Origin of the sequence: Sphingobacterium siyangense (assembly GCF_023277505.1) — a bacterium.
Lineage (GTDB): Bacteria > Bacteroidota > Bacteroidia > Sphingobacteriales > Sphingobacteriaceae > Sphingobacterium > Sphingobacterium siyangense.
Map to the genome: position 1 here is coordinate 104,374 of NZ_CP080574.1, position 13,565 is coordinate 117,938.

Annotated in this window: 10 protein-coding genes; 4 read left to right on the top strand and 6 right to left on the bottom strand. The window is 41.0% G+C overall.

Annotated features, from left to right (window positions below):
* Positions 1–38: 38 nt before the first annotated feature.
* The 4 genes from K2F45_RS00470 to prfB all read right to left on the bottom strand — a co-directional run bounded on the left by K2F45_RS00470 (position 39) and on the right by prfB (position 5,117).
* Positions 39–581: an RNA polymerase sigma factor gene (locus K2F45_RS00470; RefSeq protein WP_075990508.1), complete on the bottom strand. Its 543-nt coding sequence runs from the start codon at positions 579–581 to the stop codon at positions 39–41.
* 217 nt (positions 582–798) lie between these two features.
* Positions 799–2,100, bottom strand: a complete 1,302-nt coding sequence (locus K2F45_RS00475) for a nucleotide sugar dehydrogenase (protein WP_075990509.1) — start codon at positions 2,098–2,100, stop codon at positions 799–801.
* 34 nt (positions 2,101–2,134) lie between these two features.
* On the bottom strand, positions 2,135–3,580 hold the full coding sequence (locus tag K2F45_RS00480) for a glycosyltransferase family 2 protein (protein ID WP_216640422.1): 1,446 nt from the start codon (positions 3,578–3,580) through the stop codon (positions 2,135–2,137).
* A 453-nt stretch (positions 3,581–4,033) separates the two neighbouring features.
* A protein-coding gene (gene prfB / locus K2F45_RS00485) for a peptide chain release factor 2 (RefSeq protein WP_157625830.1) occupies positions 4,034–5,117 on the bottom strand; the annotation gives its coding sequence in 2 pieces (ribosomal slippage) (positions 4,034–5,056 and positions 5,058–5,117; 1,083 coding nt in all).
* 218 nt (positions 5,118–5,335) lie between these two features.
* On the opposite strand from prfB, the gene pgi reads away from it, so the two are divergent.
* Positions 5,336–7,006 (top strand): glucose-6-phosphate isomerase, encoded by a 1,671-nt coding sequence (gene pgi, locus K2F45_RS00490; protein WP_075990511.1) that lies wholly within the window; start codon positions 5,336–5,338, stop codon positions 7,004–7,006.
* Between the two features lie 110 nt (positions 7,007–7,116).
* Here the strand turns inward: pgi and K2F45_RS00495 are convergent, their stop codons facing one another.
* Together K2F45_RS00495 and K2F45_RS00500 are read right to left on the bottom strand one after the other, a co-directional pair.
* A complete protein-coding gene (locus K2F45_RS00495; protein WP_075990512.1) occupies positions 7,117–9,033 on the bottom strand; it encodes a heavy metal translocating P-type ATPase in 1,917 nt (638 codons plus the stop codon).
* Positions 9,034–9,293: 260 nt separating this feature from the next.
* Positions 9,294–9,635 (bottom strand): phage holin family protein, encoded by a 342-nt coding sequence (locus K2F45_RS00500; RefSeq protein ID WP_075990513.1) that lies wholly within the window; start codon positions 9,633–9,635, stop codon positions 9,294–9,296.
* A 383-nt stretch (positions 9,636–10,018) separates the two neighbouring features.
* Here K2F45_RS00500 and K2F45_RS00505 point away from each other — a divergent pair, with 383 nt between their 5' ends.
* The 3 genes from K2F45_RS00505 (at position 10,019) to kbl (ending at position 13,519) form a co-directional block, all read left to right on the top strand.
* Positions 10,019–10,444, top strand: a complete 426-nt coding sequence (locus K2F45_RS00505) for a DUF2147 domain-containing protein (RefSeq protein ID WP_248932774.1) — start codon at positions 10,019–10,021, stop codon at positions 10,442–10,444.
* A 154-nt stretch (positions 10,445–10,598) separates the two neighbouring features.
* A complete protein-coding gene (locus K2F45_RS00510; protein WP_201666888.1) occupies positions 10,599–11,846 on the top strand; it encodes an ABC transporter permease in 1,248 nt (415 codons plus the stop codon).
* Between the two features lie 482 nt (positions 11,847–12,328).
* Positions 12,329–13,519: a glycine C-acetyltransferase gene (gene kbl / locus K2F45_RS00515; RefSeq protein ID WP_075990514.1), complete on the top strand. Its 1,191-nt coding sequence runs from the start codon at positions 12,329–12,331 to the stop codon at positions 13,517–13,519.
* Positions 13,520–13,565: the final 46 nt, after the last annotated feature.

Genomic DNA, 13,565 nt, shown 5'->3' on the forward strand with positions numbered 1-13,565 from the left:
AAATGAGACCGCATGACGCAAGTTCGTCTAGCGGACTATTATTTAAATCGAAGCTTGAGCCAGCCTAGAGCCAGTGAGATATTGTTTTTTACGGTTTGTTCTGATAATGCAAGTTCGGTGGCGATATCTTTAATAGACATGGATTCTTTTCTGCTAAGCGAGAAAGCAGATCGCATTGTTGAAGGCATCTTGTCAATTTCTTGCTCGATCAGTATCGAGAGCTCTTTTGCCAAGAGTTCTTCTTCAGATGTTGCTGTTGTAGACTGTGTTTGGTAGGTCTGTAAGAGGGCTTCAGCGCGGACAACCTTACGCTGCTCTTGTATGGTCCAGTCAATGATTTTGTATTTGGCTGTTTTAAAAAGATACGGATAGAGGGAGGACTCAATGCTGATTTTGTGTCTATTGTTCCAAAGGGCGACAAATACCTCCTGCAGGATATCTTCACAGTCTTCAACACAGGAAACACGGCGCTGTATAAATCGAAAAAGTATAGCAGAATAGCGATTGACTAATTCCGAAAAAGCATGACGGTCATTGGCTTGAATCCCAACGAATAGCACGGTGTCATCTAACTGTTCCATAATTACCGCAATTTATGTACTCCCTTAGTTTAATTTTAGGCCAAATTTATAATTGTGGTGTTAAGTTAGTATTAAAAACAGAAAATATGATGATGTTTTTTTTAATCAAACGATTGCATAAAATGTTAGTTAACAAAAAAATCTTTATCTGCTCCTTTTTGAATAGGGAGCAGATAAAGATGTGAATAGTGCTATTAGAAATCTTTTAAATCTATTCTTACAAACGAGCATCCACTAATTTTCGATCGAGTATGCCCTTGATGTCAAAAACAACGGATGGATTCTTTTTTAAGTTGTTGAGATCCAAATGTAAAAATTCTCGATGTCCAACGGCAAGTATAACGCTGTCATAATCTGCAGATTCAGGAAGAGATGACATTAGATCGAGATTGAAATGTGATTTCACATCATCTACATTTACCCATGGATCGTAGACATCTACCTTTAAACCAAACTCTTGGAGGTCATGGATCATGTCAATGACCTTGCTGTTTCTAATGTCAGGACAATTTTCTTTGAATGTAATACCTAATACCAGCGCTTTGGCTCCCTCAAATTTGATATTTTTTTGAATCATCAGTTTAACAACTTTTGAAGCAATGAAAGAAGCAATTTGATCATTCACCTCTCTGCCAGATAAAATGACGTGGGGATGATAGCCTAGTTGAGTTGCTTTTTGAGCAAGATAATAAGGGTCCACAGAAATACAATGGCCTCCGACTAAACCCGGTTTAAAACGAAGGAAGTTATATTTTGTACCTGCAGCATCTAACACGTCCTGTGTATCTATGCCCACTCGGTCGAAGATTAGCGCGAGCTCATTCATAAAGGAAATATTTACATCACGCTGAGCATTTTCGATCACTTTGGCAGCTTCGGCAACTTTGATTGAGGGGGCCAAATGTGTCCCGGCTTCAATAATATTTTTATAAAGTCCATCTACCACCAATCCTGCCTCAGGCGTACTTCCGGAAGTCACCTTCATGACTTTTTGAAGTGAATTTACTTTATCGCCTGGATTAATGCGTTCTGGTGAATAGCCAACAAAAAAATCTTGATTAAATTTTAATCCCGAGAAAGTCTCCAAAACAGGTATACACTCTTCTTCAGTACAACCAGGATAAACAGTAGATTCATAGATCACCAAATCACCTATTGTCAAAAGCTCTCCAAGCATTTTAGAAGCTTTTAACAAAGGGGACAAGTCTGGAGAATTATAACGGTCTATCGGAGTTGGGACAGTTACAATATAGACATTTGCATCTGCAATGTCAGCTATAGAATTACTCGCATCATAACCTTTGTTTTGGTTAGATGTATGGAATAAATCTCGCGCCCGTTTTAACTCTTTTTGATCCGTTTCTAGGGTGCGGTCAAGCCCTTGCTTAAGCTCTTCGATACGTGTTTTATTTATGTCAAATCCAATCACCGGGAAAAAATCGGAAAATGCTATTGCTAATGGCAATCCTACATATCCTTGGCCGATGACGGCAATTTTTTTTACCTTAAAATCTCTCATATATAGCTGTAAATATACGTTCTTTGCTTTACTTTTAACCTCTTGTCAACCAACCTCTGCGTCCGGCTGTCGCTATCGCATACGGTGTAATCCAGAATAAGCTGAAGGCATAAAATATACTGTAACTATAAGCCCAAAAAGCTTCTTTGGCGTCGGAGTTTTTCGAAGCAAAGAAATAGGCCTGAATGCTGGAAAATATTAAGATACCGACCAACGTTGAGCTTAAGAACATTAATGGATAATGAAATACTGTCCACAGCATCAAAAACATCATTGGATAAGACAATAATACTTTTTTCCATTGCATAAGCAATAAGATACGTGCTCCCCATTTAGGTCCTTGACGGAAATTCTTAAATGCAAATTTACTCATCGCAATGTTTTCGCGCACGTTACTTCGTTCCCAACGGATGAACATTTTGTACAAATTTTTATAACGGACCGGCGTGTCGGTATAAACGTATGCATTGGATTGAAATAAAACATGATAACCTTGTTTTAGGATCATATTGGTCATTGCACGATCTTCACCGATATCGGACGGTTGCCCCATAAAAGTCTGGTTGATCCAATCCTCCAAACAGTTCATGACAGCCTCTTTACGGTAGCCGGACAAGGCTCCTGGTGTACACATGACCGTGCCCAACATACTTTGCGCAGACCGTACAAACTCAAAGCTGAATACGAAGCTAACGTTCAACATACGTGGTATAATCGCTTTTTTAGTATTCAATACGCGCACGTTGCCCGCAACTGCTCCACACTCCTTGTTTGTTACAAAAGGACTCGCCATATTACGTATGGTATCCTTTTTAACAATAGAATCACTATCAACCGTAATAAAGATTTCTCCCGTACCTAACTTAAATCCACGGTATAAAGCATGTCTCTTACCCATATTCTTGGGCTGCTGATAAATTTCAACACGATCGCCCAATTCCATTTTGGCACGTTGTATCCAGGCAAAGGTATTGTCCTTACTACCGTCGTCAATGGCAATGATCTGAAGTTTCTTCTCCGGATAATCACTGCTAGCCAAACTATGTAAGGTATCATAGACTAACTGCCCTTCGTTATAAGCCGGAACAATAATCGTACAAGTAGGTAGCTCATCGTCCGATACAGAAGCAATGGGCTTATATTTACGGTGAAGTACAATTAAAAAAATCAAAAAACTGATGGCAATAGCCGCTAAAAGTATCCCGAAAATAATCAAAAATGTTCCGCCAATACTGTCTAAACGTTGGAAACGTAACGCATCAAAATCGGGTTGAAGCATGTATACGCCAAAAACAGACGCAAATAGTATAAAAAAAGTCGCTCCAAAAATACCATATTCTCTTGGACCAAAGTTGCTTTCCTCGTTTTTGCTCACTGTATGATCAGATCGCTTTTCTCCTGCATTTACATCGTATACCGCAGGCTGCCATGGTTTGGTCATCTGCTTGGATACGATCGAGTTTTCTTTCATGTAATTCATAACCGTTCTATTTTAGATACACATTCGTTCATTCTATATTTAACCGATACCGCAATCGGCATCATTTGTAATGAAAATATTACGATTGCATAAACGCAAAAGACATGCCTTTATTTTGTGCCAAAAATGGCCCCACTGTTCAAATTGTAACGTTCTTGATACAAATTAATGTTAAGTAAGTTGTTCTTTTTCAGTGTTTTAATTTTATTTTGTAATAAAAATCGATTAAAATATAATAACGATATGGGCAGTAGACTTTTAAGGTTTTTTAACATTTGCCTGCTGATTGTTAAGAGAAATTGACAATTTTTGTGACAAACTGTGTAGGAAAGGGGGCAGTCGGTCAGGTGAAGAATTCGGCTGAAACCAAATAAAAAAATGCAAGGGATGGAGAAAAAAAAAGACGCTCCCAAAAGAGAGCGTCTACAATATGATTGAGTTTCTAAATCGTATTTATCCGCCAAATTCCATCAGATAATTTTTTAGAAAATCATTCAGATCACCGTCCAGGACAGCTTGTGTATTGGATGTTTCGTAATTGGTCCGTAGATCTTTAATTAACTTGTAAGGATGTAGGACATAATTTCGAATTTGGGATCCCCATTCTATTTTCTTTTTGTTTCCTTCAATAGCAGCGGTAGCTTCCTGGCGTTTACGCATTTCAATCTCATATAACTGCGATTTCAATAAGCGCATCGCATTTTCTTTGTTTTGTAATTGCGATCTGGATTCCTGATTTTTAATAATAATGCCTGTCGGTTTGTGATGTAATCGGACTGCTGTTTCCACCTTATTAACGTTCTGGCCACCCGCACCACCTGAGCGGAACGTGTCCCATTCGATTTCCGAATCCTTAACATCAATCTCAATATTATCATCAATCAAGGGATAGACATAAACAGACGCGAATGAGGTGTGGCGTTTTGCATTGGAATCAAACGGGGAAATCCGAACGAGCCTGTGTACACCGTTTTCTCCCTTAAGGTAGCCATAAGCAAAATCGCCTGATATCTGTAATGTTACACTCTTAATGCCTGCAACATCACCTTCCTGCGAATCCTGTTCGGTCACTTTATACCCATTTTTTTCGCCCCACATAATATACATACGCATCAGCATGGCAGCCCAGTCACAACTTTCAGTCCCGCCGGCACCAGCTGTAATCTGTAAAATTGCATCGAGCTGATCTTCTTCGGCGCTAAGCATGTTTTTGAATTCGAGCTCCTCAACTTTCTCTAAAGCTAGTTTATATTGGTCGTCCACTTCCTTTTCATTTGCGTCGCCAGATTGGAAGAATTCATACATGACATAGGCGTCCTCAACCGCCGCTGCAACTTCGTCGAAGTGGTCTGTCCATACCTTTTGGTTTTTTATGGCCAAGAGTATTTTCTCTGCAGCTTTGGAATCGTCCCAAAAGCTCGCTTCAAGCGTAATAGCTTGATCTCTTTCTATTTCTTCTTTGCGTGCATCGATGTCAAAGATGCCTCCTCAGGGAAGTAACACGATCCCTCAAGTCTTGAATTTGTTCTTTTGTCATATCTGCTAAAGTAGAAATTTTAATTAATAAATTCGTGCTTCTATCGAATAACTTCGCACCCAATATAGATTGCCAAATAGGGATAATTTGACCTTTTTTTTTTAGTTTTGGTATTGTCAACGGAATAAACCTTCATTTAAGGATCTACACAATGTGTAACAATGAAATACTGAAGGCTCTAATTGATGTTTAAAACAAATAATTTCAGTAAAAACAGTATGTTCCCAAAAATTAATTTTACAAAAACTGAGGCCTATAAGAATCTAGCGCAGCATTTTGGTTCTTTATCAGGTCTATCTAACAATAGCGGAAAAAATGATCTACGCGCACTTTTTGCCGCAGATCCCGAACGTTTTGAGAAGTTCTCGATCGCTTTCGAAGATATACTTTTGGATTACTCCAAAAATCGGATTACCGAAGAGACAAAAGCGCTCTTGATACAGCTCGCGAATGAATGTGGTCTTGAAGAAGCGATAGCCGCGATGTTCTCGGGTGAGCGCATCAACGTGACCGAAAACAGACCGGTGTTACACACCGCTTTGCGAAATCAATCCGATCAGCCCGTTTATGTGGACGGAAAGGATGTTATGCCCGACGTTAAACGCGTGCTGGCACAAATGAAAGCCTTCACGGAAAAGATTATAGCTGGTGAGTGGAAAGGATATACGGGTAAAGAAATTACAGATGTGGTGAATATCGGTATCGGTGGTTCAGATCTAGGTCCTGTGATGGTAACAGAAGCATTAAAAGCGTATAAAACGCGCTTAAATGTACATTTTGTCTCCAACGTAGACGGTACACACATTGCTGAAACATTGAAAGCTGTGGATCCTGAAACAACCTTGTTTCTGATTGCCTCAAAAACTTTCACAACGCAGGAAACGATGGCCAATGCGCATACAGCTAAAGACTGGTTTTTGGCGAGCGGAGCCCTTCAGGAGGATGTCGCTAAGCATTTTGCAGCATTGAGCACCAATACAGAAGCAGTACGTGCCTTTGGAATAGATACTCAAAATATGTTTGAGTTTTGGGACTGGGTAGGCGGACGTTATTCCCTGTGGTCTGCTATAGGTCTTTCCATTAGCTTGGCAATAGGCTTTGATAATTTCGAGGAACTTTTAAAAGGTGCCTACGATGCGGATGTTCATTTTAGGGAAACTTCTTTCGAATCCAATATTCCGGTAATATTGGCTTTGCTTGGTGTATGGTACAATAATTTTTTCCAGGCCGAAAGCCATGCAATTCTCCCTTACGATCAATATCTGCACCGTTTTGCTGCATATTTCCAACAAGGGGATATGGAGAGTAATGGCAAATATATTGACCGTAATGGTCAACAGGTGGATTATCAGACTGGACCGATTATATGGGGTGAACCTGGTACGAACGGACAGCATGCCTTCTATCAGTTGATTCACCAGGGAACCAAATTGATTCCTTGTGATTTCATTGCGCCTGCCAATAGTCTTAATCCGATCGGAAACCACCACCAATTGCTATTGTCTAACTTTTTTGCACAGACTGAAGCTTTGATGAATGGCAAAACGGAGGAAGAAGTAGTTGCCGAATTGAAGAAAGCAGGTAAATCGGAGCAAGAAATAGAAGCGCTTAAAGCCTATAAAGTCTTTGAAGGCAATCGCCCGACGAATTCCATCCTGTTCAAAATAATGACACCACGTACTTTAGGACGACTTATCGCATTTTATGAGCATAAGATTTTTGTGCAGGGTGTGATCTGGAATATTTATAGTTTTGATCAATGGGGTGTGGAGCTAGGTAAACAATTGGCCAATCAAATCCTTCCGGAATTAAGTGACGCCAATACGGTTACGAGTCATGACTCTTCTACCAATGGATTGATCAATGCATATAAAGCTTGGCGGGATTAAATTTCTAACTAGGATCTAAAAGAGATCCTTTATACAACAGTACTGCCCTCAGAAAGTATTTAACTTTTTGGGGGCAGTGCTTTTTTTGGCATTACATGATCGCTCAGTTTTTAAACTTTTTTATGCTGGATCCGAATGGCATTTAAAATCGCCAGAAGAGCTACGCCCACATCAGCAATGACTGCTTCCCAAAGTGTTGCAATACCTCCGGCGCCGAGGATCAAAACAATGATTTTTATTCCCATCGCCAGGATGACATTCTGCCAGACAATACTTCGGGTTATTTTTCCAATTTTTATGGCCGACAAAATCTTGTGTGGCTCATCGTTTTGGATCACAACATCAGCAGTTTCAATAGTTGCATCAGCTCCCAGTCCACCCATAGCAATGCCAACATGTGCTAAGGCAACTACAGGGGCGTCGTTTACGCCATCGCCGGCAAAGGCAACGCGGCGTCCTTGATTAATCAGCTGCTGTACATGGCTTACTTTATCCTCAGGAAGAAGATCGCCATAGGCTTTGTCAAGTCCAAGTTCTTTGGCGACTTCATCTACTACCGCTGTTTTATCACCAGATAACATGACTGTATACAAACCTTGAGCATGCATGGCTTGGATCACTGCCCTGGCATCTGGTTTAATTCGATCCGCAACAGTAATATAACCCGCATATTGACCTTCGATGGCGAGTAATACAATGGAGTATGCCATTTGCCTTAGATCTGCCGGATAGCTAATATCGAATTTGTCCAGTAATTTGCTGTTGCCCGCGAGTGTGGGCTTTCCGTTAACAGTGGCGAAAAGTCCATGGCCTGCCATTTCCTGGATTTTCTCAGCTTGCAATGCGGCAATGCCGGGATGATAACTGGTGATCGCCTTAGCAATGGGGTGCGTTGAATGTGCCTCAATGGCTTTCGCATAGTTCAGTAATTCCGCTGGATCTCCATTGACGGCAAAAACTTCCGTTACCTCAAAGACACCGGCTGTAAGCGTGCCCGTTTTATCCATGACAACGGTATCGACTGAAGTGATGGCATCGAGAAAGTTCCCGCCCTTAAATAATATGCCATTTCGGGAGGCTAAGCCTATACCACCAAAATAACCCAGGGGAATGGAAACGACCAGGGCGCAGGGACAGCTGATCACCAGAAAGACTAAACTCCGGTAGAACCAGTCCTTAAAACTATAGTCATGAACAAAAAATAGGGGTAAAATAAGAACTAAAAGTGCAAGGCCGAAAATAATAGGAACATATATTTTTGCAAATCGAGCGATAAACAGCTGAGTTTTGGATTTTCGTGCAGTGGCGTCCTGAACCATTTCTAGAATTTTGCTCAACTTGCTATCTTCAAATACGCTGGATACCTCGATTTGAACAACTGTTTCCAAGTTGATCATTCCTGCAAAGACAGCATCACCAGAATATTTTGTATCGGGTTTACTCTCTCCAGTCAAAGCAGCAGTGTTAAATGCGGCTCTTTCCGTTTTCAATGTACCATCTAGAGCCACTTTTTCTCCAGCTTTTACAAGGATAATTTCGCCAATTTTGACAGTTTTTGGATTTATCTGCTGTTGCTGCCCATTTCGTATGACCGTTACTGCGTCAGGGCGGATATCTAATAAGGATTTGATTGATTTCTTGGCATTGTCGACGGCAGTATCCTGAAACCATTCTCCGATTTGATAGAACACCATGACCGCGACGCCCTCTTCAAACTCTCCAATGGCGAAAGCTCCCAATGTTGCAACGGTCATCAAAAAGAACTCATTAAAAATATCGCCACGGCTTGCCTTACGGAATGCCATTTGAATAACGGGGATTCCCGCGAGAAGATAGGCGATGCTATTTAAGGTCAAGTTGATGCCAAAGGGAAGGCTGATCTTAAAAGCATATTTCAATAGGAGCAACGTAAGTAGAATGACAAGAGCCATGAGGAGTTTACGTTGGGTAATCCACCAAGGACGCTCCTGTGTTGGAAGGCCGTGCTCCTGTGTGTCATGGCTATGCTCGTGGTTGTGTTCGCACATATATCAGCGGTTCTTTTAAAGAATTAAATTTAGCGAATTCTGCTATAAAAAGCGAGGAAAATGAGGATAAACTCACCCATAAGGGCAATTATTTTAGACGATTATTTAAAGGAATTGGAACAGTAAACTATCTGTTTTTCAAACGACAGATGCTGTCAGTAAGGGAAGCTGATTTCAGCAAGGAAGGGGGATAATCGTTGAGTAATGAAAAGGCGTCCACATGTATTGATGCGGACGCCCGCTATTTTATGAATGTATTTTTAATCTTTCGAAGTACTGCCAATAATCATTTCCAATATGGCAACGACAATGGCAAACAGTGCGGCAGTCCAGAATCCATCGACATCAAATTTGGAGCCGAGTAGCGAGTCTGATAACAAGACCATCAATACGGTAATAATAAAGGAAACCAGGCCAAGGGTAAGCCAATTCAACGGGAACGTAAATAACCTTAAAATCGATCCCACAGTCGCATTGACAAATCCAATAACGAGTCCTGTAACGATAGCCCAACCGAATCCAGCAACATGAGCGCCGGGGACAATCCAGCACGCTATTGCGACGACTACACCAGTAAGTAAAAGACTAATAATAAATTTCATAATATGTGCTAATTTATAAAGAGTAAATAAAGTAATAATATAATAACTATCGTGCAAACCCGATGCCAAACTTTGTTTAGATTTTGAATTTAAGTCTTTTGGAAAAATGGGCTTGGAGTAGCCTTCAATGTGAAATATTAGGGGCTGTCTGATCGGGAAGGACCAGTATTTTGAAATAAAATATATGCAAGCATAGTAAATATTTTGTATATTTATTCAGAAGCTATGATGCTATTGTTATTTGGTGGTCAGTCATTATACTCGTTAGGGCGATTGCTGATGGTGGAAAAGGATTGGCAGGAGTACTTGGGTGGTTTAAATAAGCGATCATATTGACAATAGGGCGGAAATTGAAAGATTTAAGTTCATAAAATAATAGACCCATGAAGAAAATTATGATGTCATTCATAATGCTGCTGACTAAAGTAGCATTATTTGCGCAAACAGATCCCATCATCGGAAAGTGGGAAAACCCAAGCGGCGAAGGCCGCGTTGAAATTTACAAGAAAGGCGATAAGTTTTTTGGTAAGCTCTATTGGCTGAAATTTCCAAATAATGAAGCCGGTCAGCCGAAGAAAGATATAAAAAATCCAGATAAAGCACTGCAGAGTAGAAATGTACAAGGGCTAGAAATCTTGACCAATTTTGATAAAGATGGCAATACGTATGTTGACGGAAAGATCTATGATCCGAAGTCGGGCAAAACGTATAGCTGCAAGATGACCTTAAAAGGCGATAAGCTTGATATCAGAGGTTATGTGGGTGTGAGCTTGCTTGGACGAACCGAGACATGGAAAAGAATTAATTAAGATAGAAAATGGCTGCAAAATCAAAATAATCCGCTTGCATGGATAGGTCAGATTCCACCAAAAAGGCAATTTATTTCTAGGAAGTAAATTGCCTTTTTGGTTTTGTGCTGGAATTACAGTATTTTCATCCCTACAAATTATAAATACCAGCTCTATGGCCGTAAAGATGTCTTATGTTGAAAATGTCAAGCTTGCACTACAGTCCATTGTAGGGAATAAGCTGCGGACATTTTTAACAGCACTGATCATTGCCATAGGGATGATGGCGTTAATAGGGGTATTGACCTCGATTGATGCCATGAAAAACTCGCTGACAGATTCCTTTTCGTCGATGGGATCAAATTCCTTCAACATACGCAACAGGGGATTGAATGTTCGGATCGGTAATGAAGGGACTCGCTCAAAAGTCTTTGCTAATATTACCTACGCACAGTCTGCAAGATTCAGACAGGATTTTCACTTTAATGCGTTGACATCAATCAGTGCCAATGTGAGTTGGAATACGACCGCAAAATATCAATCCAAAAAAACAAACCCCAATATCGGCCTGATCGGAACGGACGAAAATTATCTGCAGACATCAGGGTATGTTGTCAGCGAAGGCCGTAATTTTTCTACGCGGGAGGTTGAAACAGGTAGTGGCGTGATCATCATCGGTAGTGAAGTGAGTAAAATGCTATTCAACGAAATTATTGATCCAATAGGACAGTTTATTACTGTTAACAATATCCGCTATTTGGTGATAGGAGTCTTAAAAAGTAAAGGTTCTTCTGCCGGGATGGGTGGGGATAGAGCCTGCTTTATTCCCCTGATCAAGGCCCGGGCCGTGATGCAGGGTACCGAGCCTTCCTATGTGATCACTGTTTCTTCCAATGACCCCATGCGATTGGAAGCCGCAATCGGCGAAGCTACAATCGTATTTCGAAATATTCGCGGACTGTCTTCACGGCAGTCAAATGATTTTGAAATCACCAAATCAGATGCGGTTGCCCAGATGCTGATGCAAAATATGGCTATGGTTACTTTGGGAGCAGTCGTGATCGCTTTTATTACCCTTGTGGGAGCCTCAATCGGATTGATGAATATTATGCTGGTTTCAGTTACCGAACGTACCCGAGAGATCGGTATACGCAAAGCAATTGGTGCAACACCGAGTGTTATACGCAAGCAATTTCTGATGGAAGCAATTGTGATCTGTATGATTGGGGGTGTCGCCGGGATCTTTATAGGCATTTTGATTGGTAATATTCTAGCGCTGCAGCTCGGCACATCTTTTATTATTCCATGGGGAGCGATTATTTTGGGTTTCGCGGTATGTGGACTCGTCGGTATGCTATCGGGCTATTACCCGGCCTCAAAAGCATCTAAACTGGATCCAGTCGATGCGCTTCGTTACGAGTAATTCACATTGCAGCGCCTAACACGCTATTTTCACGAAATTTTTATGGATAAGACCTTTTGTTATGCTATAGCTTAAATCCGCTAGCTTTCGTTCCTATCTGTTATTAAAATTCCGGCGCTTTTCGTCTAAAATGCGAGAGACCAAAGTTGAGATAAGGTTATACCAACTTCGGACTGCAAGCACAATGAGTCCACCTTGAGTCCACGTTGAGTCCACCTTTTCTATGTGGATTTACCATTGAGACACCGCGCATGCACCCTGCTTGCAGGACGAAGATGTCTAGGGCTCGTCGCCCAGTTGGTCGCTATCAAAGCAAGAGGAAGAGTAGATCGATTGAAAAAAGGAATTTTATGCAATCGGTTTAATGTTACCAAATCATTGATTTGGGGTGAATTCTCCGTGAATAGCCCTTTTCTCGAAAGGTAAAGCAACTTATTCCAATGAAAAAACTGTAATATTGTATAAAAAAATAAAATCGAATTATGTACAATACATTACAACCAGTTTTAGAAAAGGAATTGGAAGCAATCAAAGAAGCGGGATTGTATAAACAAGAGCGAGTGATCGTTACTCCCCAAGGAGCAGACATCAAAGTGAGTACAGGACAAGAAGTTGTCAATTTTTGTGCGAACAATTATTTGGGCCTGTCTTCGCACCCAAAAGTAATCGAAGCTGCTAAGAAAGCGATTGATACACACGGTTATGGAATGTCTTCCGTACGTTTCATCTGTGGTACCCAAGATGTGCATAAAGAATTAGAAGCAAAAATTTCTACGTTCCTCGGAACAGAAGATACTATTTTATATGCGGCAGCATTCGACGCGAATGGTGGGGTGTTTGAACCATTATTTGGCGCTGAGGATGCCATCATTTCCGACGAATTAAATCATGCTTCTATCATAGACGGTGTTCGTTTGTGTAAAGCACAACGCTTCCGTTATAAAAATGCGGATATGGCTGATCTGGAAGCGCAATTGCAGGCCGCATCCGGTGCTCGACATAAAATCATTGTTACAGATGGAGCGTTTTCGATGGATGGATCTGTAGCTCCATTGGACCAGATCTGTGATCTAGCCGATAAATACCAGGCGCTAGTGATGATCGATGAATCGCATTGTACAGGGTTTATCGGTGCAACTGGACGTGGTACACACGAGCTTTTCAATGTAATTGATCGTGTAGATATCATTACAGGTACGTTGGGTAAGGCGCTAGGCGGTGCTTCTGGTGGTTTTACTTCCGGTAAAAAAGAAATCATCGATTTGTTACGTCAGCGTTCACGTCCTTATTTATTTTCGAATACCCTAGCACCCGCAATTGCAGGGGCTTCTGTTGCAGTCTTGGACATGCTGAGTGAGACAACTGCATTGCGCGATAAACTGGAATCCAATACGATTTACTTCCGTGAAAAAATGACAGCTGCTGGATTTGATATCAAACCCGGTTTCCATCCAATCGTGCCTGTGATGCTGTATGACGCGAAATTAGCGCAGGAGTTCGCAGCCAAGATGTTGGACGAGGGAATTTATGTGATCGGTTTTTACTATCCTGTTGTACCTCAGGGAAAAGCTCGTATCCGTGTGCAGATTTCGGCAGGACATGAAGTTGCTCACCTGGATAAAGCAATCGCCGCCTTTACCAAAGTAGGTAAAGAATTAGGTGTAATTAAATAAAATACACATAGTTATAAATTTTATGGTGCAAAATGTTTATCTTTGC

Excerpts from the sequence above, each read along its gene's own strand:
- K2F45_RS00495 (WP_075990512.1), bottom strand. The coding sequence starts at position 9,033 with ATGTGCGAACACAACCACGAGCATAGCCATGACACACAGGAGCACGGC.
- K2F45_RS00500 (WP_075990513.1), bottom strand. The coding sequence starts at position 9,635 with ATGAAATTTATTATTAGTCTTTTACTTACTGGTGTAGTCGTCGCAATA.
- pgi (WP_075990511.1), top strand. The coding sequence starts at position 5,336 with ATGTTCCCAAAAATTAATTTTACAAAAACTGAGGCCTATAAGAATCTA.
- K2F45_RS00480 (WP_216640422.1), bottom strand. The coding sequence starts at position 3,580 with ATGAATTACATGAAAGAAAACTCGATCGTATCCAAGCAGATGACCAAA.
- K2F45_RS00470 (WP_075990508.1), bottom strand. The coding sequence starts at position 581 with ATGGAACAGTTAGATGACACCGTGCTATTCGTTGGGATTCAAGCCAAT.
- K2F45_RS00505 (WP_248932774.1), top strand. The coding sequence starts at position 10,019 with ATGAAGAAAATTATGATGTCATTCATAATGCTGCTGACTAAAGTAGCA.
- K2F45_RS00510 (WP_201666888.1), top strand. The coding sequence starts at position 10,599 with ATGGCCGTAAAGATGTCTTATGTTGAAAATGTCAAGCTTGCACTACAG.
- kbl (WP_075990514.1), top strand. The coding sequence starts at position 12,329 with ATGTACAATACATTACAACCAGTTTTAGAAAAGGAATTGGAAGCAATC.
- K2F45_RS00475 (WP_075990509.1), bottom strand. The coding sequence starts at position 2,100 with ATGAGAGATTTTAAGGTAAAAAAAATTGCCGTCATCGGCCAAGGATAT.